This window comes from Myxococcus llanfairpwllgwyngyllgogerychwyrndrobwllllantysiliogogogochensis (assembly GCF_006636215.1).
Taxonomy (GTDB): Bacteria; Myxococcota; Myxococcia; order Myxococcales; family Myxococcaceae; genus Myxococcus; species Myxococcus llanfairpwllgwyngyllgogerychwyrndrobwllllantysiliogogogochensis.
In genome coordinates this window covers 1-25,675 of record NZ_VIFM01000095.1, presented here as the reverse complement: position 1 = coordinate 25,675, position 25,675 = coordinate 1, and the positions used below count along the sequence as shown (strand labels likewise).

18 protein-coding genes and 1 riboswitch are annotated in these 25,675 nt (G+C 69.9%); of the genes, 12 read left to right on the top strand and 6 right to left on the bottom strand.

Going from position 1 to position 25,675, the window contains the following annotated elements:
- Positions 1-33: 33 nt before the first annotated feature.
- A riboswitch (SAM-I-IV-variant riboswitch) is annotated at positions 34-154 on the top strand.
- Between the two features lie 302 nt (positions 155-456).
- From thrA to FJV41_RS23120, 7 genes are all read left to right on the top strand, one after another.
- Positions 457-2,958, top strand: a complete 2,502-nt coding sequence (thrA, locus tag FJV41_RS23150; RefSeq protein WP_141644706.1) for a bifunctional aspartate kinase/homoserine dehydrogenase I — start codon at positions 457-459, stop codon at positions 2,956-2,958.
- 31 nt (positions 2,959-2,989) lie between these two features.
- Positions 2,990-4,117, top strand: a complete 1,128-nt coding sequence (locus FJV41_RS23145) for a trans-sulfuration enzyme family protein (protein WP_141644705.1) — start codon at positions 2,990-2,992, stop codon at positions 4,115-4,117.
- A complete protein-coding gene (locus tag FJV41_RS23140; RefSeq protein ID WP_141644704.1) occupies positions 4,029-5,186 on the top strand; it encodes a trans-sulfuration enzyme family protein in 1,158 nt (385 codons plus the stop codon). The genes FJV41_RS23145 and FJV41_RS23140 overlap by 89 nt, the downstream gene beginning before the upstream one ends.
- A gap of 258 nt (positions 5,187-5,444) precedes the next feature.
- A complete protein-coding gene (cysK, locus tag FJV41_RS23135; RefSeq protein ID WP_141644703.1) occupies positions 5,445-6,413 on the top strand; it encodes a cysteine synthase A in 969 nt (322 codons plus the stop codon).
- Positions 6,410-7,411, top strand: a complete 1,002-nt coding sequence (locus FJV41_RS23130; RefSeq protein WP_141644702.1) for a methionine ABC transporter ATP-binding protein — start codon at positions 6,410-6,412, stop codon at positions 7,409-7,411. Before cysK ends, FJV41_RS23130 begins: the two co-directional genes overlap by 4 nt.
- Positions 7,401-8,081, top strand: coding sequence for a methionine ABC transporter permease (locus FJV41_RS23125; RefSeq protein WP_141644701.1), 681 nt, complete (start codon positions 7,401-7,403; stop codon positions 8,079-8,081). Before FJV41_RS23130 ends, FJV41_RS23125 begins: the two co-directional genes overlap by 11 nt.
- Positions 8,082-8,136: 55 nt before the next feature.
- A complete protein-coding gene (locus tag FJV41_RS23120; protein ID WP_141644700.1) occupies positions 8,137-8,985 on the top strand; it encodes a MetQ/NlpA family ABC transporter substrate-binding protein in 849 nt (282 codons plus the stop codon).
- 90 nt (positions 8,986-9,075) lie between these two features.
- Here the strand turns inward: FJV41_RS23120 and FJV41_RS23115 are convergent, their stop codons facing one another.
- From FJV41_RS23115 to FJV41_RS53830, 3 genes are all read right to left on the bottom strand, one after another.
- Complete coding sequence (locus tag FJV41_RS23115; protein WP_141644699.1) at positions 9,076-10,500, bottom strand: sigma-54-dependent transcriptional regulator; 1,425 nt, start codon at positions 10,498-10,500, stop codon at positions 9,076-9,078.
- On the bottom strand, positions 10,497-11,957 hold the full coding sequence (locus tag FJV41_RS23110; RefSeq protein ID WP_141644698.1) for a sensor histidine kinase: 1,461 nt from the start codon (positions 11,955-11,957) through the stop codon (positions 10,497-10,499). The genes FJV41_RS23115 and FJV41_RS23110 overlap by 4 nt, the downstream gene beginning before the upstream one ends.
- A 505-nt stretch (positions 11,958-12,462) precedes the next feature.
- Positions 12,463-12,606, bottom strand: a complete 144-nt coding sequence (locus FJV41_RS53830) for a hypothetical protein (protein WP_174454496.1) — start codon at positions 12,604-12,606, stop codon at positions 12,463-12,465.
- 36 nt (positions 12,607-12,642) lie between these two features.
- Between FJV41_RS53830 and FJV41_RS53825 the strand changes: the two genes are divergently transcribed.
- Positions 12,643-13,194 (top strand): hypothetical protein, encoded by a 552-nt coding sequence (locus FJV41_RS53825; RefSeq protein WP_246137363.1) that lies wholly within the window; start codon positions 12,643-12,645, stop codon positions 13,192-13,194.
- A gap of 21 nt (positions 13,195-13,215) precedes the next feature.
- Here FJV41_RS53825 and FJV41_RS23100 read toward each other — a convergent pair whose 3' ends face one another.
- Positions 13,216-14,175, bottom strand: coding sequence for an alpha/beta fold hydrolase (locus FJV41_RS23100; protein WP_141644696.1), 960 nt, complete (start codon positions 14,173-14,175; stop codon positions 13,216-13,218).
- A 96-nt stretch (positions 14,176-14,271) separates the two neighbouring features.
- On the opposite strand from FJV41_RS23100, the gene FJV41_RS23095 reads away from it, so the two are divergent.
- Together FJV41_RS23095 and FJV41_RS23090 are read left to right on the top strand one after the other, a co-directional pair.
- The gene (locus FJV41_RS23095) at positions 14,272-15,207 is read left to right on the top strand and encodes an MBL fold metallo-hydrolase (RefSeq protein WP_141644695.1); all 936 of its coding nucleotides are present in this window, start codon (positions 14,272-14,274) and stop codon (positions 15,205-15,207) included.
- 31 nt (positions 15,208-15,238) lie between these two features.
- Positions 15,239-17,002 (top strand): M14 family zinc carboxypeptidase, encoded by a 1,764-nt coding sequence (locus FJV41_RS23090; protein WP_141644694.1) that lies wholly within the window; start codon positions 15,239-15,241, stop codon positions 17,000-17,002.
- Between the two features lie 200 nt (positions 17,003-17,202).
- Here FJV41_RS23090 and cglD read toward each other — a convergent pair whose 3' ends face one another.
- Positions 17,203-20,580 (bottom strand): adventurous gliding motility lipoprotein CglD, encoded by a 3,378-nt coding sequence (gene cglD / locus FJV41_RS23085; RefSeq protein WP_141644715.1) that lies wholly within the window; start codon positions 20,578-20,580, stop codon positions 17,203-17,205.
- 218 nt (positions 20,581-20,798) lie between these two features.
- Between cglD and FJV41_RS23080 the strand changes: the two genes are divergently transcribed.
- On the top strand, positions 20,799-21,587 hold the full coding sequence (locus tag FJV41_RS23080) for a TIGR02266 family protein (protein WP_141644693.1): 789 nt from the start codon (positions 20,799-20,801) through the stop codon (positions 21,585-21,587).
- 3 nt (positions 21,588-21,590) lie between these two features.
- Entirely contained in the window at positions 21,591-22,520 is a 930-nt protein-coding gene (locus FJV41_RS23075) for a serine/threonine-protein kinase (RefSeq protein WP_141644692.1), read from the top strand.
- Positions 22,521-22,530: 10 nt separating this feature from the next.
- Here the strand turns inward: FJV41_RS23075 and FJV41_RS23070 are convergent.
- Positions 22,531-25,675, bottom strand: a 3,145-nt coding sequence (locus FJV41_RS23070; protein ID WP_141644691.1) for an SbcC/MukB-like Walker B domain-containing protein, incomplete at its 5' end; no start/stop codon positions are given.

Below are 25,675 nucleotides of genomic sequence, written 5' to 3'. Positions count from 1 at the left end.
GATTGACAAGGCCCCGCATCCCGTTTATCTCGCGTGCAGCATCAAGAGCGGTACCGCTTCGGCGGTGGCCCGACAACCTGGAGACGGACCTCCAAGGTGTCCAAACGATGCGGCTCAGGGAGCAGGTGCTCCACGGGCAAACCAAGCGTCCGAAGCGAGGCAACTCCTCAGCTTCGGTGAGAGAGGACCTCCGTGGTTCCATCCACCTCCGCCGCATCCCCTCGCGCCACGCAGCGCCCCCGCCGCGGCGAGAGCGCTCGAATGCGCCGCGCCCGCCACGTCACCGTCCCGCGAATGCGCGGGCCGCTACACGTCGGCTAGCGCTCCCACTCCGCTCCCATTCCCTTTCCTTCCTTCGTCGGCGCCCAGGCGCCGCGCTCGCTCGACGTGTGTCGACAGCGCGGCCTCGCGCCCTCTCATGTCTTCAGGGCCACGGCCCTCGTTCGAGGTTCGCAGATGAGCAGCAATTCCTTTCGGGTGATGAAGTTCGGCGGCTCCTCCGTGGGCTCACCCCGCCGGCTGCGCCAGGTCATCGAGCTGATTGGCAAACACTCCCGCACGGGCCCGCTCGCCGTCGTCGTCTCCGCGATGGGCGACACCACCGACTGGCTCCTGGAGGCCGCCGACCTCGCCACCCGAGGCGAGCTGGAGGGCTCACTCACCGTGGTGGCCCGCATCGCCCACCTCGCCAAGACGAACGCCGCCGCGCTCCACCCCGCGCAGTCCACCACGCTCGCCGCGCGCGTCGACCAGCTCCTCGCCCCACTCCAGCAACTCCTCCAGGGCATCTCCCTCACCCGCGAGTGCTCCCCGCCTTCCAAGGACAAGGTCCTCTCCTTCGGTGAGCTCATCTCCGCCACCCTCCTCGCCGAGCTGCTAAGGGCCGCGGGCACCGAGGCTCACTTTCGCGACGCCCGCCTGCTGCTCGTGACGGACGACACCTTCGGCACCGCGCGCGTGGACGTGGCCCGGACCCGCGAGCGACTCCAGTCAGCCACCGCCGAGTGGGGCACCACCGTCCCCGTCATCCCCGGCTTCATCGCCGCGACGCTGGACGGACGCACCACCACCCTGGGCCGCAACGGCTCCGACTACACGGCGGCCCTGGTGGCGCAGGGGCTGGGAGCCTCCGAAGTCACCGTGTGGACCGACGTGCTCGGGCTGCACACCGCCGACCCGGACCTCGTCAGTGACGCGTACCCCGTGGCGCACCTCACCCATGGCGAGGGCCTGGAGCTGGCCGCCGTCGGCGTCCGCATGCTGCACCCGCGCACGATGATTCCCCTCATCGAGGCAGGCATCTCCCTGCGCATCCGCAACACCATGCACCCGGACCACCCGGGCACGCTCATCGACGCCATCGGCTCGCGTGACGGACAGCGTCCCACGTGCATCGCCACGCGCGAGGACCTGGCCCTGCTGGGAATCGAAGTGCGCAAGCTCTCCGACCAGTTCCAGCTCGGTGAGCGCGCCCTCTCCGCGCTGCGCGCCGCCCGCGTCACGGTGTGGATGACCGCCCAGTCCGCCAACGGCCAGTCCATCGCCCTCGTCGTCCCCCGACCCGATGCGCAGCGCGCCCGCAACGCCCTGGAAGCAGAGCTCGCGCAGGAGCTGGCCCGCCGTGAGGTGGAGCCGCTCGGCGTCCGCGAGCCGGTGACGCTCGTCACCCTGGTGGCCGAGGCGATGGGCCACGGCGTCAACGTGGCCGGCCGCTTCTTCAGCGCCCTGGGCGCGGTGGGCGTCGGCGTGCGAGCCAGCGCACAAGGCGCCAGCTCGCGCTCCATCTCCTGCGTGGTGGACGCGGAGGACACCGCCATCGCGGTGCGTACGACACACGCCGCCTTCAACCTCGCCCATCAACAAGTCAGCCTCTTCCTGCTCGGCAAGGGCACCGTGGGAGGTCAGCTCCTCGCGCAGCTTCGCGCCCAGCAGGAACAGCTCCGCCAGCGCCACGGCATCGCGCTGCGCGTCGTCGGAATCGCCGACAGCCGACACACCCTGTTCGACCCGGCCGGCCTCGCCCTGGACGGAATCGAGGAGCAGCTCGCGCGCGTCGTCCGAGGTGAGCCGGGCACGCGCGCACTGGCGCCGCTGCTGGACGAGCTGCGCCGGCTGCCCGTGCCCATCCTCGTCGACTGCACGGCGGACGGCGACGTGGCCTCGCTCTACACGGAGGCGTTCCGTCGGAGCATCCACGTCGTGGCCGCCAACAAGAAACCGCTCGCCCTGCCCTGGAACGAGCGCGAGGCCCTGCTCGCCGAGGCGCGCCGTCACCACGTCGCGTACCACTACGAGACGACGGTGGCCTCCAGCCTCCCCGTCATCGACACGCTCGCCAACCTGGTGCGCACCGGCGACACCGTGCGCCTCATCACCGCGTCCCTCTCCGGCAGCGTGGGCTTCATCTGCAACGAGCTGACGGCCGGAGTCCCCTTGTCCACGGCCGTCCGCACGGCCCGCGAGCGCGGCTTCACCGAGTCGGACCCGCGCGAGGACCTGTCCGGCGCGGACGTGGCACGCAAGGCGCTCATCCTCGCCAGGGAGCTGGGCCTGTCGCTGTCACTCTCCGACGTGGCCCTGGAGCCCTTCGTCCCCGAGCCTTCGGACGCGGGCGATTCCCCCGAGTCCTATCTGCGAAGCCTCCGCGCACTCGACGCGGAGTACACGCAGAAGGTGGAGCGCTGCCGTCAATCCGGCACGGTGCTGCGCTACCTGGCGCGCATCGACCCGACGCGGCTGGGCACCGACGCGCCCGTCATCCGCGTGGGACTCACCGCCGTCGAAGCGGGCCAGCCCGCCGCGGACCTGCGCGGCTCCGAGTCCTTCGTCTCCTTCACCACCATGCGACACAGCGAGTTCCCCCTCACCGTGCGAGGCGCGGGCGCGGGCGGCGCTGTCACGGCGTCGGGTGTGCTCGCGGATATTCTCCGCGTCTCCCAGACGCTTCGGGGCCGATGAGCCTCGTCCACCCGGAAACAGGAGCCACCTCATGAAACTCGCCACAGCCCTCGTCCACGCCGGCACGCGCAGAGACCCGACCACCGGCGCGGTCGCGGTGCCCATCTACCACTCCGCCACCTACCAACACCCCGCGCTCGGGCAGTCCACCGGGTACGACTACTCGCGCACGAAGAACCCCACCCGCGCCGCGCTCGAGGACGCGCTCGCGGGCCTCGAAGGCGGCAGCCGGGGCCTCGCCTTCTCCTCCGGCATGGCCGCGCTGCACTGCGCGCTCCAGCTCCTCGGCCCCGAGGACCACCTGGTCCTCACCGAGGACCTCTACGGCGGAACGTTCCGGCTGGTGGACAAGCTGCTCCACATCCCCCACACCTTCGTGGACACCACGCGGCTGGACGCGGTGCGCGCGGCGCTGCGCCCCAACACCAAGGCCCTGCTGGTGGAGTCGCCCACCAACCCGCTGATGAAGACGGCGGACCTGTCCGCGCTCGCGGACGTCGCCCGGAAGGCGGGCGCGCTCCTCATCGTGGACAACACCTTCAATACACCGTTCCTCCAGCGCCCGCTGGAGCTGGGCGCGGACATCGTCGTCCACAGCGCGACGAAGTATCTGGCCGGACACAACGACGTCGTCGCCGGAGCGCTCGTGGTGAAGGACGCGGCGGTGGGCGAGCGGCTCGCCTTCGTCCAGAACGGCATCGGCGCCATCCTCGGACCGCAGGACTCCTACCTCGTGATTCGCGGGCTCAAGACGCTCGCGCTGCGCATGGAGCGCCACCAGTCGAACGCTCGCGAGGTGGCCGCGTTCCTGTCGAGCCACCCCCAGGTGGAGCGCGTCTACTACCCGGGCACGGGCGGGATGCTCTCCTTCGACGTCACGGACGCGGCCCTGGTGCCCCAGGTGCTCGCCGCCGTGCGCATCTGCCTCTTCGCCGAGTCCCTGGGCGGCGTCGAGACGCTCATCACCTTCCCCGCCACGCAGACCCACGCCGACATCCCCGTCGCGCGCAGGGAACAGCTTGGCATCACCGACCGACTGCTTCGCCTCTCCGTGGGTATCGAGGACTGCCATGACATCATCTCCGATTTGGCCCAGGCGCTCGAAGGGCGCTCCCAGCCCGTCGAACTTCGCCACCCGACTGCTGCACACGGGTCATGAAGTCGACCCGGTGACGGGCGCCGCCGCGGTGCCCATCTACCAGGTCTCCATGTTCGACCAGCCGGGTCTGGAGCACTCCGGCGAGTTCGACTACGCGCGCTCCGGCAACCCCACGCGCAAGGCGCTGGAGGGCGTGCTCGCGAGTCTGGACGAGGGCGCCGGGGCGTTCGCCTTCGGCTCCGGCATGGCCGCGCTGTCCACGGTGCTGATGCTCTTCAGCGCGGGGGACCACCTGGTCGTCACCGACGACTGTTACGGCGGCACGTACCGCGTGCTCACCCGGGTGTTCAGCCGCTTCGGGCTCAAGGCCACCTTCGTGGACACCTCGGACACGGACGCGGTGCGCGCCGCGTTCCGCCCCAACACCAAGGGGCTCCTCGTCGAGACGGTGAGCAATCCCTTCCTGCGGCGCACCGACGTCACCGCCATGTCCATCCTCGCGCGGACGTATGGCGCGCTGCTCATCGTGGACAACACCTTCCTGTCCCCCTACCTCTCGCGTCCGCTCACCGAGGGCGCGGACATCGTCATCCACTCCGCCACCAAGTACCTGGGCGGACACAGCGACATCATCGCGGGCACCGTAGCGGTGCGGACGCCGGAGCTGGCGAAGGAGGTCTACTTCCTCCAGAACGCGGTGGGCGCGGTGCTTGGGCCGCAGGACTGCTTCCTGCTCCAGCGCGGCATCAAGACGCTGCAGGTCCGCATGGAGCGGCAGGTGCGCACGGCGGGGGCGCTCGCTCGCTGGCTCGGAGGCAGGCCGGAGATTCGAGAGGTCTTCTATCCAGGCACCGGCGCGGTGGTGTCCTTCCGACTCGCCCACGACTCGATGGCGGCGACCTTCGTGGACTCGCTGCGGCTGCCGCTGCTCGGCGTGTCGCTGGGCGCGGTGGAGAGCATCATCACTGTGCCGGCGAGGCACTCGCATGCCTCCGTGCCCGCCGCCGAGCGCGAGCGACGGGGAATCACCGACAGCCTCATCCGCTTCTCCGTGGGTCTGGAGGACCTGGAGGACCTGCAAGCGGACCTCGCGCTCGCGCTGGGCCGGGCCTTGAAGGAGGCCGCGTGAAAGGGAGGTCGGGTTGACAGTCTCCGGCGGATTGGTTACGTCCTGAAGCCGATGCTCTGCTTCGTCGCTCCGTTCGGGTCCTGTTGTCGCGGCATGTGTTGCCGCGTCACGACGGGTCCGTCCGTTCGAGCGTACTGAGCGTCTTTCGCGCGCAGGCGTGTCCGGCCCGTCCCCCCAGAAACCTGGAGACGGGCCGTTCCATTTCCCCCACACGCCGGGGCGCTGCATCGAAGTCCCGGCCCCAACCCCGAGACGCGGATGCCCAACAACATCTACCCCGACGTGACGCAGCTCATTGGCCGCACGCCCATCATCCGCCTGTCGCGCGTCGGAGGTCCTGACGCGGCCACGCTGCTGGCGAAGGTCGAGTCCTTCAATCCCGGTGGCAGCGTGAAGGACCGCATCGGCCTGGCGATGATTGAGGACGCGGAGAACAAGGGCCGCCTGCGTCCGGGCATGACGATTGTCGAGCCCACCAGCGGCAACACCGGCGTGGCCCTGGCCATGGTCGCCGCGGTGAAGGGCTACCGCATCATCCTCACCATGCCTGAGAGCATGAGCGTGGAGCGCCGCCGCATCCTGGAGGCCTATGGCGCGGAGCTGGTGCTGACGCCCGCGGCCAAGGGAATGAACGGCGCCGTCGAGGCGGCCGACGAGCTCATCAAGGAGCTGGGCGACAAGAGCTTCATGCCGCAGCAGTTCCGCAACCCGTCCAACCCGGAGATTCACCGGCGCACCACTGCGAAGGAGATTCTCGGAGACCTGGACGTGCGCAAGCTCGACGCCTTCGTGGCGGGCATCGGCACGGGCGGCACGATTACGGGCGCGGGCAGCGTGCTCAAGAAAGAGAACCCGTCCCTGCAGGTCATCGCCGTGGAGCCGCTGCGTTCGCCCCTGCTCACCCAGGGCAAGGCGGGGCCGCATCGCATCCAGGGCATTGGCGCCAACTTCGTGCCGGAGGTGCTGGACCGCTCCGTCTATGACGAGGTCATCGACGTCGCGGATGTCGACGCGTACCTCGCCGCGCGGGAGCTGGCGAGCCGGGAGGGTCTGCTCGTCGGCATCTCCAGTGGCGCGGCGCTGCACGCGGCCCGGCAGGTGGCGCGGCGACTGGGCCCCGGCAAGACGGTGCTCACCGTGCTGCCCGACACCGGTGAGCGGTACTGGAGTTCGTTCGCGGCGTTCGCCGAAGAGCTGGCGAACACACCGCAGGGAGTCGGTGGATGATTGAGCTGCGCGGTATCAGCAAGGTGTACAGGCAGGGCGGGCGCGAGGTGTCGGCGCTCCAGGACGTGTCGCTGCGGGTGGACCCAGGAGAAGTGTTCGGCGTGCTCGGGCAGAGCGGCGCCGGCAAGTCCACGCTCATCCGCTGCGTCAACCTCCTGGAGCGTCCCACCCAGGGCCGCGTGCGGGTGAATGGGAAGGAGCTGCTGTCGCTGAATCCCGATGAGCTGCGCCTGGCGCGGCAGGGCATCGGGATGATTTTCCAGCACTTCAACCTGTTCTCCTCGCAGACGGTGGCGGCCAACGTCGCGTATCCGCTGGAGGTGGCGGGGCTGCCACGCGAGCAGATTCGCGCGCGCGTCGCGGAGCTGCTCTCGCTGGTGGGCCTGTCGGACAAGGCGGACACCTACCCGTCGCGGTTGTCGGGTGGGCAGAAGCAGCGGGTGGGCATTGCCCGCGCCCTGGCGCCGCGTCCTCGCATCTTGCTGTCCGACGAAGCGACGTCGTCGTTGGACCCGGAGACAACGCGCTCGGTGCTGGCGTTGCTCCGGGATTTGAACCGACAGCTCGGCCTCACCATCCTGCTCATCACGCATCAGATGGAGGTGGTGAAGGCCATCTGCGACTCGGTGGCCGTGCTGGAGCAGGGACGGCTCGTGGAGCAGGGCAAGGTGGTGGAGCTGCTCTCCCGTCCGGGCTCGCATCTGCATGGGCTGTGCTACCCACCCTTCACGACGGGCGAGAGCGCCGTCCTTCGGGGCGGTCAGCGCGTGGAGCTGTCACTGTCGGGCGAGCACTCCACGCGTCCCATCCTCTCCACCCTGGCGCGTCGCTTCGACGTGGACGCGCATCTCTTGGAGGGCTCGCTGGAGCGCGTGGGCGAGGCGCGCGTGGGGCGGCTGCTCTTCGAGCTCACGGGTGCTCCGGACGCGGTGAGCCAGGCCCTGGCGTTCCTGCGCGAGCAGGGTTTGACGTCGGAGGAGGCGGCCCATGCCTGGTGAGCTGACGCATTCGCTGTGGGTGGCCACGCTGGAGACGCTCTACATGACGTCGGTGGCCACGGTGTTGGTGGTGCTCGCGGGGCTGCCCCTGGGAGTGCTGCTGGTGCTGACGGACCGGGGCGGACTGTGGGAGCGCCCGGCGCTGCACCGCGTGCTGGGCACGCTCGTCAACGTGGGGCGTTCGGTGCCCTTCATCATCTTGATGGTGGCCATCGTTCCCCTGACTCGCCTGCTGGTGGGCACCACGATTGGCACCACCGCCGCCATCGTTCCGCTGGTCGTCGCGGCGATTCCCTTCATGGGGCGCGTGGTGGAGCAGGGACTGCGCGAGGTGGACTCCGGACTGGTGGAAGCCGCCATCGCCATGGGCTCCACCCACCGGCGCGTCATCTTCCGCGTCCTGATTCCCGAGGCCCTGCCATCTCTCGTGCGCGGTACCGCGCTCGTGGTTATCAGCCTGCTCGGCTACAGCGCCATGGCGGGAGCCGTGGGCGGAGGTGGGCTGGGAGACCTCGCGGTGAAGTACGGGTACATGCGCTTCCGCACCGACGTCATGTTGGGCTGCCTCGCCGTGTTGCTGGCGCTGGTGCAGCTCGTGCAGTGGCTTGGGGATGGAGTGGCTTCGCGCTTCGACCACACCTCGCCCCACTCCGGCCGCGCGCACGACTGAAATATCCACCCGGTCACGCTGTTGCCCGCGGCCTCTCCTCCGGAATCCACACCCCATGAAGCCACCTGCATCATTTTTCATCATCCCCCTGGCCTTCGCCGCCGTCTCCATCGCGCTGCTCGTGGGAACGGGCTGCAAGAAGTCGGAGGCTCCCGCCATCGGCGAGGCGCCCGGAGTGCCCACGCTGAGAATCGGCGTCAACCCGGTGCCGCATGGCGAGATTCTTCGCGCCGCGGTACCCGTGGCCCTGCGTGACGGCGTGCGCATCGAGGTGGTGGAGTTCACCGACTACGTGCAGCCCAACGTGGCCCTGGCGGATGGACAGCTCGACGCCAACTACTTCCAGCACGTGCCGTATCTGGAGCGCTTCTCCGCGGACCGTCAGCTCTCCCTGCGCAGCGCGGGCGCGGTGCACCTGGAGCCGCTGGCGCTGTACTCGACGAAGTTCCGTCAGCTCGCGGAGCTGCCCGAGGGCGCGCAGGTGACGATTCCGTCCGACCCGAGCAACGCGTCTCGCGCGCTGCATCTGCTCGCGGACCAGGGCCTGTTGCGGCTGAAGGAGGGCGCGGGCGCCGTCGCCACGGTACAGGACGTGGTGGGCAACCCTCGCAAGCTGGAGCTGCGGGAGATCGACGCCGAGCAGCAGCCGCGCACGCTGGAGGATGTGGCCGCCGCCGTCATCAACGGCAACTACTTCCTGGAGGCGCAGAAGCACCTGAAGCTGGACGCGAAGGTGCTGGCTCGCGAGTCCTCCACGCGCAATCCCTATGCGAATGTGCTCGTCGTCCGGAAGGGCGACGAGTCCCGCCCCGAGGTCCGGGTGCTGCTCAAGGCGCTCCAGTCCGGAGAGGTGCGCCGCTTCATCGAGGCCCAGTACGGCGGCGCGGTGGTTCCGGCGTTCTGAGGCGTGCGGTTCGCCGCGCAGGGCGCTTCAGGCGGAGAGCAGTGCCGCATCCCTCGGCGGCCTGATGGTGCTGGCGTTCTGAGACGCACGTCACTCGGAGCGCTTGAAGTCCTCCGAGCGCACTCCGTAGCGCTTGAGCAACCGGTGGAGGCTCTCGCGCTCCATGCCGGCGCGTTCGGCGGCGTGGGTGACGTTGCCGCTGAACTCCTGCATCAACGCGGTGAGGTACTCGCGGGACACCGTGTCGCGGGCGCCGTCCACTGCTTCGCGGTAGGGCAGCTTCGCCAGGGATTCGGCGGTGGCCCTCACTCCCGGAGCCGTGGCGCCCGAGGTGACTCCGCGTGACGTGGCCACCTCAGGAGGGAGGTCCTCTGGGGTGATGCGTGTACCTCGGGCCACGGCCACGGCTCGCGCCACGGCGTTCTCGAGCTGTCGCACGTTGCCCGGCCAGTCGTAGGACGCGAGTGCGCGCAGGGCCTCGGCGGTGAAGCTCTCCACTTCAGACCGTCCCGAGCCGGACAGGAAATGCATCGCGAGCAGCGGGACGTCCTCGCGTCGCTCTCGCAGCGCGGGCAGTCGCACCGTCACCACATTGAGGCGGTAGTAGAGGTCCTCGCGGAAGCGACCGGCGGCCACCTCGGCGGACAAGTCACGGTGCGTGGCGGCCACCACGCGGACGTCCACCTTCACCGGCACGGTGGTGCCCACGCGCCGGACTTCCTTCTCCTGCAGGGCCCGGTTGAGCTTCACCTGCACGGGCAGCGGCAGATCTCCAATCTCGTCGAGGAAGAGCGTGCCGCCGTGGGCCTCCTCGAAGAGTCCGGGCTTCGCCACCGTGGCGCCCGTGAAGGCACCCTTCGCGTGGCCGAACAGCTCGCTCTCCACAAGCTCCGCGGGGAGCGCGCCACAGTTCACCGCCACGAAGGGCTTCGCGGCGCGGGGGCTTTCCTTGTGGACGGCCCTCGCGGCCAGCTCCTTGCCCGTGCCTGTCTCGCCTGTGAGCAGGACGGTGAGGTCCCTCGCCGCGACCTGGGAGAGCAGGCCGTGCAGGGCGTGCATCGCCGCGCTTCCGCCCAGCAGCCCGTGGAGCTCGGGGGCCGACGCGAGCCGGGCTTTCAGTCCCGCGGCCTCTCGGCCCTGGCGTCGCTTCTCCAGCGCACGTGCCACGACGAGCGCGACCTCGTCGGGGTCGAACGGCTTGGAGAGGTAGTCGTAGGCGCCTTCCTTGATGGCCTCGACGGCCTTGGGGATGCTGGCGAACGCGGTGACGAGAATCACCTCCGTGTCGGGCGCGCGGCGCTTCACTTCGCGCAGCACCGCGAAGCCGTCCGCTCCAGGCATCTGGATGTCCGTCACCACCACGTCGAAGTCGCGCGAGGCCAGCAGCGACATGGCCTGCTCGCCATCGGCGGCTTCCGTCACGGAGTAGGCGTCTCCGAGGATGCGGGAGAACAGCTTGCGCATGTTCTCCTTGTCGTCGACCACCAGGACGCCGGGTTGGGTTTGTGTGCTCATGCCATGGCCTCCCGCTCCGCCGACGCGGGGGGCAGCCGCAGCGTGAAGCGCGCGCCTCCCAGCGGACCCGTGTCCGCCTCGATGCGTCCGCCGTGTGCCTCCGCGATGGCCTGACTCACGGCGAGCCCCAGGCCCGTGCCCGTGGACTTGGTGGTGAAGAAGGGCTCGAAGAGGCGGCGGCGGTCCTCGGGCTTCACACCGGGGCCGGAGTCGGAGACAGAGACGCTCGCGCCGCCGTCCTTCGCGGGCGCGATTCGCACCTCGACGGTGCCACCGGTTCCGGCTGCCTCCGCGGCGTTCTTCACCAGGTTGAGGAGAATCTGGCGCAGCCGCGACGGCTGGGCCCACGCGCTCGCCGAGCCCTCCACGCGCACGTCCACTTGTCCGAGCCTCTCTGCTTCGCGCAGCCTCGCCACCACGTCCTCACACGTCTCGCGCAGGGGGACTATTTCCACCGGGCCCTGGCCCGGGCGGGAGAGGTCGAGGAGCCCTTCGACAATCTGCTGGCAGCGCACGGCCTCCTCCTCCACCACTTTCAGGTCCTCGGCCAGGGCGCCCTCCGCCTTGCGTTGGAGGATGCGCACATAGCCGAGGATGACGCCGAGCGGGTTGTTGATTTCGTGGGCGACGCCCGCCGCGAGTCGGCCGACGCTGGCGAGCTTCTCGTGTTGAACGAGCTGGGCCTGGTGCGTGCGCAGGGCATCGGTCATCCGGTTGAACTGCGCGGCGAGTCGGCCGAGTTCTCCCGGGTCATCCTCGGGGATGCGCGTGTCCAGGTCGCCCTGGGCGAGTCGAGCAGCGCCCTCGGACAGTCGAGCCACGGGGCGGGCCACGGAGTTGCCGATGTAGATGCCCACGCCCACGGCGAACAGCGTCGCGCCGCCAAGGAAGAGCAGGGCCCAGCGGAAGCTGGTGTGCTCGACGGCGGCGACGTGTTCCTCGAACGAGCCGATGGAGGTGTCGAAGCGGCGCGCCAGGGCCTCGGCGCGGGCCTGGATGAGGGAGACGCGTTCCAGGGCGCGGCCATGGGCGGTGGTGACTGCGGCGTGGTCCTTCGCCAGCACGGCGGGCAGGAGTGTCTCGCGGTACAGCCGGTCCAGCGCGTCACCGTTCTCCTGGATGTCCGCCACCCAGGCGCGCTCCTCGGCGTCCTGTGCCTGCTCTCGGAGCCGGCGGGTGAGCGTCTCGACGCGTGCTCGCGACTCCTCGTGGAAGTGAACGTGGCTGGCGTTGCCGAGGATGATGGTGTGGGCCAGATGCGCGTACTGGTCTCTCACGGCGGTGGCCAGCTCGAGTGCCTCGCGGACCCGGCCGCCGGCCTCACGCAGCTCGTGCGAGGCGTCGTGGATGTCCGCCAGCCGAGCGAGCGCGAAGCCCGATGCGGCGGTGAACAGCGCCACCAGCGCACCGAAGGCGAGCAGCAGCTTGCGAGTCGTGGAGCCGGAGGTGGGAAGCATCGCGCTCTATATAAGGGAGTGCGGGGCCGTGTGGGTGAGCGATGTCGGCGCGTGCACAGTCTCACTCGCCCCATCAACCAGGTTGTCTCCGCGACTTCCTACCTTCGGTAGAATGCCTGTGTCGTTTCCTCTGTCGGGGGGACACAGCGATGCCGTGGATGACCTTCTGGGTCTGTGCGCTGTCCTGCGCCGTCATGGGCTGTCCCGAGGTCCACCGGCGTGACGGCCTCGTGGACCGGGCCGCGCATCAGGATGCCTTGGAGAGCATTCCCACGAAATGCTCGGTGGACGATTACACGCGCTATTGCGACGGCGGCCGCGAGCAAAGCGAAACGTGCATCCAAAGGTGCGGCGAACAATGAACGTGCGAACGATGCTGGGGGCAGGCATCGCGTTGTTGATACCGCTACCCCTTGTCCTCACGACGAGCAGCCTCCTGCAACCGAACCTTCCCGAGTACGTCAGAGGCCGGCAAGTCAGTCCTGTATTCACGCCAGAAGAACGCTCACGGTTCCAGACCTACCATCGAAACTGCGGCACACGCGTTGGGTGCGATCCACCACTGGGTTGCCTCTTCGATGCGCGCGCTCGCGCGCTCTATTGCGCGGACAGCCAGTGCTTCACCGATGCGCAGTGCCCAGATGGCCATGTCTGTCGACTCCTCGCCACCGCGAGACAAGACCCCGTGGTGCGCTATTGCGTGCCCGTGGGCATTCGCAAGGAAGGCGAGCGCTGCGTGGAGATCTCCGACACCCAGGAAGGCGCCTGCGGCCCCGGACTGCATTGCTCCAGTGCAGGAAACTTCTGCGGACGACCGTGCAGCCTGGATGACGCCAACACCTGCCCACCCCACTTCTTCTGCGTGGACGACTATCCCGAACCGCTCTGCCTCCCCACCTGCGAGAAGAGCGGCTGCCCCGAAGGACAGCACTGCATCCGCCACGAAGAAGGCGCATCCGCCTGCGCCAGGGTGTTCGGCCCACAGTGCCAACAAACTCCCTGCCCCACAGGCCAGACGTGCGAGTTCATGCACGCGTCCCATCTACCCGACCGCATCTGGTCCGAGTGTGAGCTGCGCTGTGGCAAGGACTTCCCGCCCTGCCCCGACGGCCGTGTCTGTGACGGCTGGGCCTGCGAGCAGCCCTGCGACCCCAAGGGCCCCAACACCTGCGACGACGGCTACCGCTGCTTCCAGCGCCGCCCCTCCAGTCCCTGGGTCTGCCACCCCGATTGGTGACAGACCCGCCCCACCGCGACGTCACGCGGGCAGCGACTTCAAGAACGACAACAACGCGGCGTTGACCTCCGCGGGACGCTCCTGCTGAACCCAGTGCCCCGCTCCAGGGACAACAAGCACGTCCTTCAGATTCGGCACCAGCGGCTTCATCACCTCCACTGGCGCCAGCGCGCGCCCCGGGTCCGTCTCTCCCGTGATGAACAACGCGGGCTGCTCGATTCGCACCGTCGCCAGCTCGGGCAGTTCCTCCCAGTCCCGGTCCATGTTGCGATAGCGGTTCAAGCCACCCCGGAACCCACTGCCCTCGAACTCCTTCACGAAGTACGCGACATCCTCCTCCGTGAGCCAGGCGGGCAAGGTCGCGGGCGTCTCGATGCCCGTGAGAAACCCATCCCCCTGCTTCCTCGCGCGCACCAACTCCGACTTCGTGTCGAAGCCCGCGACGGAGCCCGCCAGAACGGTGCGCACCGTCCGCGACACGTCCGCCTCCAGCTCCGCCTCCGCGACACCGGGCTGTTGGAAGTACTGGATGTAGAACCACTTCTCACCGAACACGGCCTTAAAGAGCTGCGTGGGCGGCATCGGCGTACGCCCCAGATGCGGAACACTCATGCCGACAACGGCCCTGAAGCGGTCCGGATGAAGCGCGGCACAGGTCCACGCCATCGCCGCGCCCCAGTCGTGCCCCACCACCACCGCGGTCTTCTCCCCGAGCGCATCCAGCAGCTCCACGAAGTCCGCCACCAGGTTCCGCATGCTGTACGCCTCGACGGGCCCCGGCTTGTCACTGCGCCCATAACCTCGAACGTCCGGCGCGACGACGTGGTAGCCGGCGGCGGCGAGCACCGGAAGCTGGTGCCGCCACGAGTACCAGGACTCTGGCCACCCATGGAGCAACAGCACGAGTGGCCCCTTCCCCGCCTCCGCGACATGAAGGCGAATCCCGTTCGTCTCGAGCGTGCGATGTGTGATGTCGACCATGGTAGGGGCTCCATTCCCCTTGCGAACTGCACCGTCCCGCGAGCATGACAGACGCTCGGAGCTCCGCGCTCCGGTGTCCTTCGAGGAGCACGCATCATGGCCTTGCGCTTCAAGAACCTGGACGGCAGCGGCCCTCAGCCGTTCAGCAGCGTCTTCAAATGGGCAGTGGCCGACAAGCTCTCCGGCCGCCGCCGCAAGTCGCCCGACCATGCACCCGTCCCTCGCGTGGAGCCGGACCTCGCCCTGCTCGCCACACCGCCCGCCCCCGGCGAGGGCGCGCGCCTCACATGGCTGGGCCACGCAAGCTGGCTCGTCCAACTCGACGGCCTGTCCCTCCTCATCGACCCCGTGCTGCGCGACGCCATCAACGTCGTCATCCGCCGCAACGTCCCGCCCGGCGTCCCCGTCGACAAGCTGCCTCCCATCGCCGCGAGCCTCGTCTCCCACAACCACTATGACCACCTGGACCTGCCCACGCTCACCGACGTGGGCGCCCCCATCGTCACCGGCCTGGGACAGTCCCCCGTGTTCAAGGGCTCCAAGCTCGCCGTCACCGAACTGGACTGGTGGCAATCCACCCAGGTGGGCCCCGTCACCGTCCACTACGTCCCCTCGCAACACTGGAGCCGACGCGGCCTCAACGACGCCAACGAGATGCTCTGGGGCGGCTTCGTCGTCGAGGGCTCCAGCGCCCGCGTCTACCACTCCGGTGACACCGCCTGGTTCGATGGCTTCAAGGAAATCGGCCGCCGCTTTCCCAAGCTCGACGCCGCCCTGCTCCCCATTGGCGCGTATGACCCGGAGTGGTTCATGAGCCGCCAGCACATGAACCCCGAAGAGGCCGTCCGCGCCTTCGAGGCACTCGGCGCCCGGGAGTTCCTCGCCATGCACTGGGGCACGTTCAAGCTCACCGACGAGCCGCTCGACGAACCGCCCCGCCGCCTGGACGCCGAGTGGAACCGCCGAGGCTGGCCGCACGAGCACGTCCACGTCCTACCGGTGGGTGGAACGCTCACCGTGCGAGGCGGTTGAAACCCACGGGAGCCTGTGTTGTGGGTTGGCCATGCTCCTCGCCACCGCCCTCTCCCTGGCGCTCGCCCAGGCTCCACCGCCTCTCACCACCGCGTCCGAGCAGAGCGGCTGGACACGCACCGGCCGCTACCCCGAGGTGGAGTCGCTCTGCCGCGCCTTCCCCAAGGCCTACCCCGGCAAGGTGCGCTGCGACACGTTCGGCACCACGCCCGAGGGCCGGCCCATGCTCGCCCTCGTCGCCAGCGCCGACGGCACCCTCACCCCCGCCGCCAACTCGAAGAAGAATCGCCCCGTCGTCTTCTTCCAGGGCGGCATCCACGCCGGCGAAATCGACGGCAAGGACGCCGGCTTCGCGCTCTTGCGAGACGTCCTCTCCGGCAAGACGCTGCCGGGTGTCCTCAAGGGTGTCACCGCCGTCTTCGTCCCCGTCTTCAACGTCGACGGCCACGAGCGCTTCGGCCGCAACAACCGCCCCAACCAGGTGGGCCCCGAGGAGATGGGCTGGCGCGTCACCTCGCAGAACCTCAACCTCAACCGCGACTACGCCAAGGCGGAGAGCCCGGAGATGGTGGCCCTGCTGCGCTACCTCCACTCCTGGGACGCGCTCGTCTACGCGGACCTGCACGTCACCGACGGCGCCAAGTTCGAGCCCGACGTCGCCGTCGGCATCGAGCCGCAGAAGTCCGGCCCGGAGAGCCTGCGCCCCCTCGGCGTGAAGCTGCGCCAGGAGCTGTTCCAGGAGTTGGAGACGCAAGGCCACCAGCCCCTGGAGTTCTACCCCTCGTTCATCCAGGACGATGACCCGACGTCCGGCTTCGCCTACGGCGTGCCGCCTCCGCGCTTCAGCCACGCCTACGCCGCCGCGTACCACCGGTTCGGCGTGCTCGTGGAGACGCACTCGTGGAAGCCCTATGCCGAGCGCGTGAAGGCCACGCGCGACGTCGTCGCGGGCCTCCTGCGCCTCGTCGCCCGCGATGGCGCCGGGATGATGAGCGCCGTGAAGGCGGCCGACGCGGAGGCCCAGTCCGGCAAGGTGCGCGACGTCGTCGTCGCGTGGAAGAACACGTCAGAGAGCCACCCCATCGCCTTCCGGGGCTACGCCTATGAGCGCGGCGCTTCCGACGTCTCCGGGCAGACGTGGATTCGCTACGACGACTCCAAGCCGCAGGTGTGGACCGTGCCGTACTTCGACAAGGTGGAGCCCGCCCTCACCGTCTCCATCCCCTCGGGCGGCTACCTGGTGCCGCCGTCCCATGCCGCCTGGGTGGCCCAGAAGCTCACCACCCACGGCCTGCGCTTCCAGCGCCTGTCCCGCCCGACACCCGCCACCGACGTGGAGGTGTTCCGCGCCACCGAGGCGAAGTGGAGTCCCCAGTCCAACGAGGGCCGTCAGACGCTGTCGGTGAAGGGCGCATGGGAGAAGCAGACGCAGTCACTTCCCGCCGGCGCGCTGTACGTCCCCACCGCGCAGCCGGGTGTGGAGATGGTGGCCCACCTGCTGGAGCCGTCCGCGCCGGACTCGCTCCTGGCGTGGGGCTTCTTCAACGCCCACTTCGAGCAGAAGGAATACATCGAGGACTACGTGCTGGAGCCCTTCGCGAGGGAGCTGCTCGCCAGGGACGCCACCGTGAAGGCCGCGTGGGACGCGAAGCTCAAGGACCCCGCCTTCGCCAAGGACCCGCGCGCGCGTCTGCGGTTCTTCTACGAGCGCCACCCCGCTCGCGACACCCAGCACCGCGTCTACCCCATCCTCCGCACGGCCACCGCGCCCACGGGACTCACCGCGGGCCGGTAGCGCGTCCCTGCTGAGTCCCCAGAAACACGAGGGCCCCGGAGGCACGTCGCCACCGGGGCCTTCTTCATGTCCTGAGCCGGGTCCCAGACGCCCGGCGACGTTTCGTCACCAGGCCCCTGGCTTCCTCGGACCCAGACAGCTTCCGAGGAAGCACTCCGCCACGCCGGCCCTCGAGTGAAGGCCGGCGCTTCACGTCACCGTCAGCCGATGACGCCTTCGCAGGCGCAGGTGCTCGGGTTGCACGCCGTGTTCGACGGGCAGCCACCGCAGTCCGCCTTGCAAGCGCAGGAGCACGAGGCCGCGTCCGGCTGCGTCGTGGAGCCGCAGCTCAGCGACGAGGTGTCACACGCGCAGGCGCACACGCTCGGGTCGAACTTGTAGCCCGCCGCGCACGTGGCCGTCTGGACGCACGAGCACGCGCAGGTCGCCGAGTTGCACGACTCATACGTGCCGCACGTGCCACCGCAATCCGAAGCGCACGTGTAGGCGCACACCGCCGGGTCCGTGTTGCAGACCTGGCCCGGAGCGCCGACACCACCGCAGTCCGACGGGCACTCGCACTTGTCCGTGGTGCGGTTGCAGGAGAGCTTGCCGTCGCAGTAGTCCGCCTCCGTCGCGTCGTAATACGGGTCCGTCTTGCAAGGAGGCGGCACGCCGTTGGCGTTCGTCGTCCGGTCGCTCCAGTAGCGGTAGGACACCGCCGCCTGCGTGTTGTCCGCCTGCGGCCGGCAGCCGCCGAAGAACGACAGCGTGCGGTTGATGCCATCCACGTCGAAGCCGTTGGTGCGGCTGCGCGGCAGGTCCGACGCCGTGGGGCACGACACCGCGTCCGCCACCGTCGCCACCGACACCTTCACCGACGCGCCGATGGGCGGCTGCTGCGTGCGGTAGCCCACCGACGCGATGACGCTGTCGATGATGCCGTTGATGGTCGTGGTGATGGAGGTGGAGTTGCGGATGCTGCCCACCACGCCGCCCGTCGCCTGGATGATGTCCAGGTGCTTCGGGTTGCGGGGGTCCTCCTGGTTGTGACACCAGGTCGCCGTGTTGCTGGTGGCCAGCTCCGGCGGGCAGATGATGCCGTGGACCTGGATGACCTGGTTCAGCGGGTTCTTGGTCGCCGGCGTGGTGCCGGTGCCCTTGAAGTACTGCTCGAACGTCGCGATGGCGTCCGTCGAGTAGTCGTGCGTGTCCGTGAGGATGACGACCACCACCTTGGCGCCCGCACGGATGCGCGTATCCGAGGACGTTCCATCCGGCACGAGCTTGTCGTTGATGGCGGCCCGGGCCGCGTCCATGGCCTTCTCATCCGGAGACCCTCCCACCTTCACCCAGCACGACGCATCGTTCGCACAGGTGGTGGGGCTGGTCCCCGCGGGGATGGTGACGGTGTTGCACTGGCCGCCGTTGCAGACGCTGTTCTCCGTCAGCCACGCCCGGAATTGGTTGACGTTCCGGGTGAAGCCGCGCACCACGTTCCGGTTGGCGTAGTTGTTGTTGGTGGAGGTGTAGCTCGTGGTCACCATCGCCAGACGCCAGTCCAGCGTGGAGTTGCTCAGCTTGCTCGCCACGGCCGTGGCCGCGTCCGCGAGCGACTGCTGCGAGCTGGCCATGGAGCCGCTGTCGTCCACCACGAAGAGGAAGTCCACCACCGCCTGGCGCGAGGTGAACAGCTCGCACTGCACCGCGTCCGCGTCACCGAACTGCGCCAGCGCCGAGCCGCCCGCCGTGTCCGCCAGCGAGAAGAGGCTGCCCGCCTCGTTGTAGCGGGACGTGGGGGTGATGGCGATGACCACCAGCACGCTGTCGTTGGAGCGGTGGACGTACTGCGCCTGGATGGTGAACGGACCGGTGATTCCCGCCGAACCCGCGAGCGAACCGGCGCTGCTGGGCACCAGCGACCGCACCAGCGAGTTGGTGCGAGCCTTCAGGTCTTCGCCGCCCGCAAGCGAGTAGCGAGCCGCGAGCGCGGCGTAGCCGTCCCAGGTGTTGAAGGTCTGCGCGTAGTCACTCGTCGCGGTGTTGAACGAGGCACCGCGGATGCCCGCCTCGTCGCCCGCGGGGGTGATGGAGCCGCCCACCGCGCCACGCTTGTACGCAATCAGCGTCACCTGCTTCGTGTCGTCCCAGCCGATGACGCCCACCGTGGCGCCAGCCACCGTGATGTTGGTGATGTTCGCGTCCTTGAAGGTGGCAGGCAGCGCGAGCCGCACGTCCGCGCCGTTGTCCTCCTTGAACGTGACGGGCCGCAGGTTGTTCGCGCGGCAGGCCTGGCCCGCCGGCGTGTTGGGCGCGCCGTCCGCCGGGTTCTTCGGGTCCAGCTCGTTCGCGTCCACCTGGCCGTTCTGGTTCGCGTCCTCCGCGCCGTCCGCGATGCCGTCACCGTCCGAGTCCGCCGTCGTGGGGCTCGTGGTGCTGCTCGGGTGCGCGTCGCCCGCGTAGCCGCAGTCCTTGCGCGGCGCCGCGGCGGTCGTCACACCACGCTCCAGGCCGTCGCGCAGGCCGTCGCCGTCCGTGTCCGGGTTGGTGGGGTCCGTCTCGTTGGCGTCCACCTTGCCGTTGCCGTTGCCGTCCTCACCCAGGAAGCCATCGCGGCCCGCGCCGTCCTGCAGGCCGTCACAGTCGGTGTCCGTCAAGCGCGGGTCCGACTCGTTCGCCTCCACCTTGCCGTTCTTGTTCTCGTCCTCGACGCCGTCGTCGAGGCCGTCACCGTCCGTGTCCGCCTTGTCCTTGTTCGTGCCGGTGGCCACTTCCACCGCGTCCGGGATGCCGTCGAAGTCCGCGTCGGGGATGGAGGCGGCGCAGTCAGCCACCTTCGGGTCCGTCTCGCCGCTGTCCCGCACGCCGTTGCGGTTGCGGTCCTCCTCGCCGTCGCTGCACGAGTCGCCGTCCGTGTCCGGCTTGAGCGGGTCCGTGCCCATGGTCCGCTCCTGACCATCCGACAGGCCGTCGCCATCCGTGTCGCGCTTGCGCGGGTCCGTCTCGCCGGGGCTCACCGTGCCGCTGTGGTTGACGTCCTCTTCGCCGTCCTTCAGCCCGTCACCATCCGAGTCGAGGGCGTTGGGGTCCGTCTCACCCGGGTCCCTCGCGCCGTTGCGGTTGGTGTCCTCCAGGCCGTCGGGGATGCCGTCGCCGTCCGTGTCCGCCTTCACCGGCGAGGTGCGCGAGTCCGGGTCCAGGTCCGCGCGGAACGAACAGGTGGTGTTGATGCTCGAGGTGCGGCCCACTTCGACGCCGTCACGAATGCCGTCACCGTCGGTGTCACGCCGACCCGGGTCCGTCTTCAACCCGCCGGCATAGACATTGGCGAACTCTTCCGCGTCCGTGAGGCCGTCGCAGTCGGAGTCCTTGGTGGGGTTCTTGCTGTCGTCGACATCCGTGGGCACCGGACCTGGATCCGGGTCCGGGTCAGGCTCGACGCCCGCATCCTCCGGGGGCGGTGTTCCACTGTCTGGGGTCGTACCCGCATCTTCATTGCCGGGCGGAGTGGGGTCTTCGGGGTCCGACCCGCCGCAGCCAGCCAGCAACGAAGCTGACACGAGCACGCAGGCGATGAGCCGGGTGAAGGACGTACGCATCATTCGACTCCATTTCCCTGACTCCGGGGGGGTTGGGATGAGTCAGGGGGAACCTGAAGTCTATGAAGACCTGCGCCTTTTGGTCAGTGACTATTCCCCTCGGTACGAGTTCTTCGTCGCTCTTCGTATGCTCTCTGTCCAACCTCATGGACGGATTGCGGCATGACTGTTGGCGAACACTGTTCGCGGGGTGGGAAGCGTCGGTTATCGTCTCTTTCGTGCCTGTCTTCGGTCTCGCGGCATTGTGGAATAGAGGGGCTTCACCAGAACGCGCCGCGGCGGTGGTGGAGGGGCTTGGCGAACTGCTGCCCTCCGCGCAATCGATGCAGCTCGTCGTCTCCGTGCAGGCCGAGCAGGCCGGTATCGAGCTCAAGGTGGAGGCCCCGGGCTATCCGCGTGCCGCGGTGGAGCGGCTCGCCGACGAGGTGAAGCGCAGCGGCGGCACCTTCGTGGAGCTGTGGCGTCTGCCCAAGCCGGAGCGCGACGCGCTTCGCAACAGCATCTTCGCGGGAGGAAAGGCCTACGGGGGCGAGGAGCGCACCGCCGCGGCACGGGCGCTGGAGCAGCACGTGAGCGCGCTGGCCTCGCGACCCGCGGCTCCTGCTCCCTCGGCGCCACCGAGTCCCGCCGCCGTGCCCACGTCGGAGGATGATCCACGCCGCGTGCCCTCCGCGCCAACGGGCGGTCCCCAGCGCCGGGGGCGCCGGTTCGCGGTGCGGCTGGAGCTGGAGTTCCGCACCGAGCTGGACTTCGTGCGGGAGCACGCGCTGAACATCTCCAACGGCGGCCTCTTCGTGCGCACCGCGCACCGGCCTCCGCCCGACAGCGTCGTCACCGTGGACGTGAAGCTGCCCAACGGGGAGCATCTGCAGGGCGAGGCGGTGGTGGTGCACGTGTTGGATGACCCTTACAGCGGCGGCGTGGGGCTTGCGTTCCTCAGTGACGACGTCACCTTCTCCCGGACGCTCGACGGCTACCTGGCGAGCCTGGTGGGTGGGGTGAGCTGAGTCATGGACGTGGTGGAGGAGACCTGGCCGAGGGACTGTGGCCGCTTCGAGTTGCTGTCCCGCCTGGGACGCGGCGGCATGGCGGAGGTGTTCCTCGCGCGCGTGAAGCACGGCGCGCGGGCCGGAGAGCACGTGGCGCTCAAGCGCGTGCGCCCCGAGCGCGCGCACGACGACGAGGCGCACGAGCAGCTCCTGCATGAAGCGGAGCTGGCCCGGTGTCTGCGGCATCCGCACATCGTCGGCTTCGTCGAGTATGGAGAGCTGCCCGACGGGGGCTACCTCGCGCTGGAGCTGGTGGAGGGGCCGGACCTGGGGCGCGTGCTGGCGCAGTGCCGACGGCGGCGCATCGAGCTGCCCATCGACATCTCCGTGCTCATCGTCCGGCAGGTGCTGGAGGCCCTCGCGCACGCGCACCAGGCCACGAGCACCACGGGCCGTCCGCTGGGTGTCGTGCACTGCGACGTGTCCCCGCACAACGTGCTGCTGTCGCGAACTGGAGAGGTGAAGCTGGCGGACTTCGGCGTGGCTCGCTCACGGGCGGGCATGGCGCTCGACGCGCGACGCCTGGGCAAGCAGCACTACCGCTCGCCGGAGCTGCTGGCGGGCGAGGTGTCCGTGGCGGTGGACCTGTGGGCCACCGCGGTGCTGCTGTACGAACTGCTGTCGTTGGAGTCGCCCTTCCCCTCCGGCCCCGGTGAGGAGGTGGAGTCCGCCATCCGGGGGGGCCGGGTGAAGCCCGTGCGGATGCAGGTGCCGGAGGTGTCGGACGCGCTCGCGCTGGTGCTGGACCGCGCGCTCGCGCCTCACCCCTCGCAGCGCTTCGGCTCCGCGGAGCAGTTCGCGCGGGCCCTCGCCGCCCTCTCCGATGACCGCGTGGCCACGCCGCTGGCCGTGGCCGCCGTGGTGCGCGGGTTGATGGGCACGGGCGTGTGAGGCCTGGACCTCACGCGAGCTGCTGAACCGCGACGTACGGCAGGCCCAGGTCGCCCTCCACCACCAGCCGGCTGCGGCCACCGCCCTGCTTCACCACGCGCACCTGCACACCGATGCGCTCGGCGAGCCCCGAGACGTGGGAGATGATGCCCACCTGTCGCCCCGTGGCCTGGAGTGCGTCCAGCGTCGCCAGCGCCACCTCCAGCGTCTCCGGGTCCAACGTCCCGAAGCCCTCGTCGATGAAGAGCGTCTCCACCTGCGTCGTCTCCGACGACAGCGAGGCCAACCCCAACGCGAGCGCCAGCGACACCAGGAAGCTCTCGCCACCCGACAGGCTGGCCACGCCACGCACCTCGTCACCCATGTCCCCGTCGACCACCTGGAGGTCCAGGTCATGCCCGGGCACGCGCATCAGGCGGTAACGGCGCGCCAGCTCTTGCAAGTGCGCGTTGGCGTGCAGCAACAACGCGTCCAGCGTGAGGCTCTGGGCGAAGACCTTGAAGCGCTTGCCGTCATGCGAGCCGATGAGGTCACCCAGCGCCTTCCACACCTCGCCCGCACGCCTGCGCTCCGCCAGCGCCTGGGCCTCGCTGCCGTGACGGGCACGGGCCGCGTCGTCCGCCTCCAGCTTCGCGCGCAGCATCGCCTCGGCTCGGCGCCGCACCTCCACGTCCCCTCCCAGGTGCTCGCGTGCAGTGGTCGCCTCCTCCTCCGACAAGCGGGGCGGTCCGCTCGACTCGTGGCCCGTGCGCCGCTCACGTCGCTCGTCGCGCACCGCTCGCGCCTGGGCCTGGGCCTCGCGCAGCACGGCCAGCGCCCGAGCCTCCGCCTCGCACCACGCGGCATCGTTCGCCAGCAGCGCCTTCACCACGTCCAGCGACACACCCTGGGCCGCCAGCCGTTGCTCCAGCTCCTTCCGCGCCGACTCGCGGGACTCCCGCGCACGGGTGAGGTCGCGTGCCGCATCCTCCGCGCGGGCCAGCGCCACCCCTTCGGCTTGTCGTGCCGCTTCGGCTGACACGCGGGCCTTTTCGTAGGCCGCCAGCGCCGACTCCAGCTTCGCGCGCAGCTCCGCGCGGACCTCCTCCGTGGGGCGGCCCTCCAGCAGCGCGGCGCGGGCCCGCACCGCTGCATCCCGAGCCTGACCCTTGAGCGTCGCCTGAGCGGCGTCCTCCTCGGCACGGCGAGCGCTCACCTCCAGCAAGCCCTGCGCGTGAGCACGGTGTCGCTGTTCCTCGTCCTCCCGAGACTTCGCCTTCTGGACGATGTCCTCGCGCTCCTTCCACATGGAGACGCGCTTGCCGCACTTCTGGCGGAAGTCCGCCGGAGCGGCCTCCAGCTTGGCCTCCCATCCCGCATCCGCGGCGAAGATGGGGGACACGTCCGCCAGGACCTGTCGCACCGTCGCGTCCGCCGCTTCCATCCGGGCCAGCCCCTCCTTCAGCGCGCCCTCCACTCGCGTGAAGGACTCTTCCGCGCGCCGGAGCGCATCGGCCGCCACCTCACGTCGGGTGCGCTGTGCCTCCAGCGCCGCTCTCGCCTCGCGCGCCGTCCGGGCCAGTCCCTCCGCCGCCTCTTCCTCGGACTTCAGCGCGGACAGCCGTGCCTGGACTTCGGCGACCATCGCCTCCAGCCAGACGCTCGCCTCCGGGCCCGAGCCCTCTTCGGGAGCAGACGCGGCATCACGCGCGCTGGCGACTCCCGGGGCCGATGTGGCGTCACGAACTCCCGCACCCTCTTCGCCGCCCGGCGACTCGGAGTCATGGGCCCCGACAACACCCTTTCGCGCACTGAGTCCCGGCCCACCTCCCGAAGACGCCGAGCCCTGAGTCCGCACCCGCCGCCACTGCTCGCGGCCCCGCGCCCACGCGTCACGGTGCTCTCCACAGCGGGCCGCCGCGCCCTCTCGCCGCGACTCCGCCTGGGTGACTCGCGCTCGCGCCGCCGCCTGCCTCGCGCTCGCATCCACTTCTTCGCGAGAGCACTCATTCCGCTCGGACTCCAGCGTCTCCACCCGCGCGGCGGACTCCGCCACCAACCCCGCCAGGGCCGGCACCTCATGCCGATACGGATGCTCCGTGGCACCACACAGCGGGCACGCCTCGCCCTCGCGAAGCAGCGCCCGCTGCGCCGCATGCCCCTGTGTCGCCTCCGCCACGGACAGCGCACGGCGCGCTTCCTTCAGCGCCGCTTCACGCTCCAACCGCCGCACCGCCGAGTCCCGCACCGCGACCGACGCGGACTCCGATTCCTCCCGCGCCACCGCCGCTTCACGCGCGGCCTCTCGCGCCTCGGCCTCTCCCGAACACAGGCCCTGCCGGGCCAGCTCCAGTGCGCGCAGCGTCTCCTGCCTCGCGAGCAGTGACTCCCGCAGCACCCGCCGCTCCACGCCCGTCCCCTCCCCCAACGAGGTCTCCGCATGCGTCGCCGCCGCCTGCGCCCGCGCCTCGCCCTCCGCCGCCGAGTCCCGCTCCTGACGCCTCAGACGCTCCGCGTCCTTCAGCAAATCCACGTCCCCGCGCAGCTCCTCCACGGCCGCCCGCGCCGTCTTCCCCTCACCCAGCGCCACCTCGTAGCGCTCCAGTTCGCGCTGCCAGCGAGGCCACTCCCTCGCGAGCGCCTCCCAGTGGGCCTTCTCCAACAACCAGACCCGAGCCCCCTCTCCCGCCACCCGCGCGGCCTCCTCGCGGACCACGACTTCCTCGAGCACCGCCCGAGCCTTCGCCGCTTCGTCCTCCGACACCCGCGCCCGCGCCCGCGCTTCCTCCGCGTCACGCGCGGCCGCCACGCTCCGCGCATCCAGCTCCGCCGCGGCCTCCAGCGCCGGCGCCGCGACCTCTTGCGCCGACCGCGCCTCCTGCCTCCCCTCCTCCGCCACCCGCAACGCCCCCAGCAGTTGAGCCGCCCGAGCCTTCGCCTCCTCCACCTCCGCGCCACGGACCCGACCCGTGGCGTCCGCTTCCTCGCACCGACGCTCCGCCCCCTCCGCCGCCGTCACCGCCCCTCGGAACGACTCCGCCGCGCGGACCTCCTCCAGCTTCTTCGCCCGAGGCGCCGCCGCCGCCAGTGCCTCCGCCGCGCGCGACTCCTTCTCCTCCGCGTCTCGCTGCGCCCCCACCAGCGCCGATAGCTCCGCGTGCCACGCCGCCGCGCCC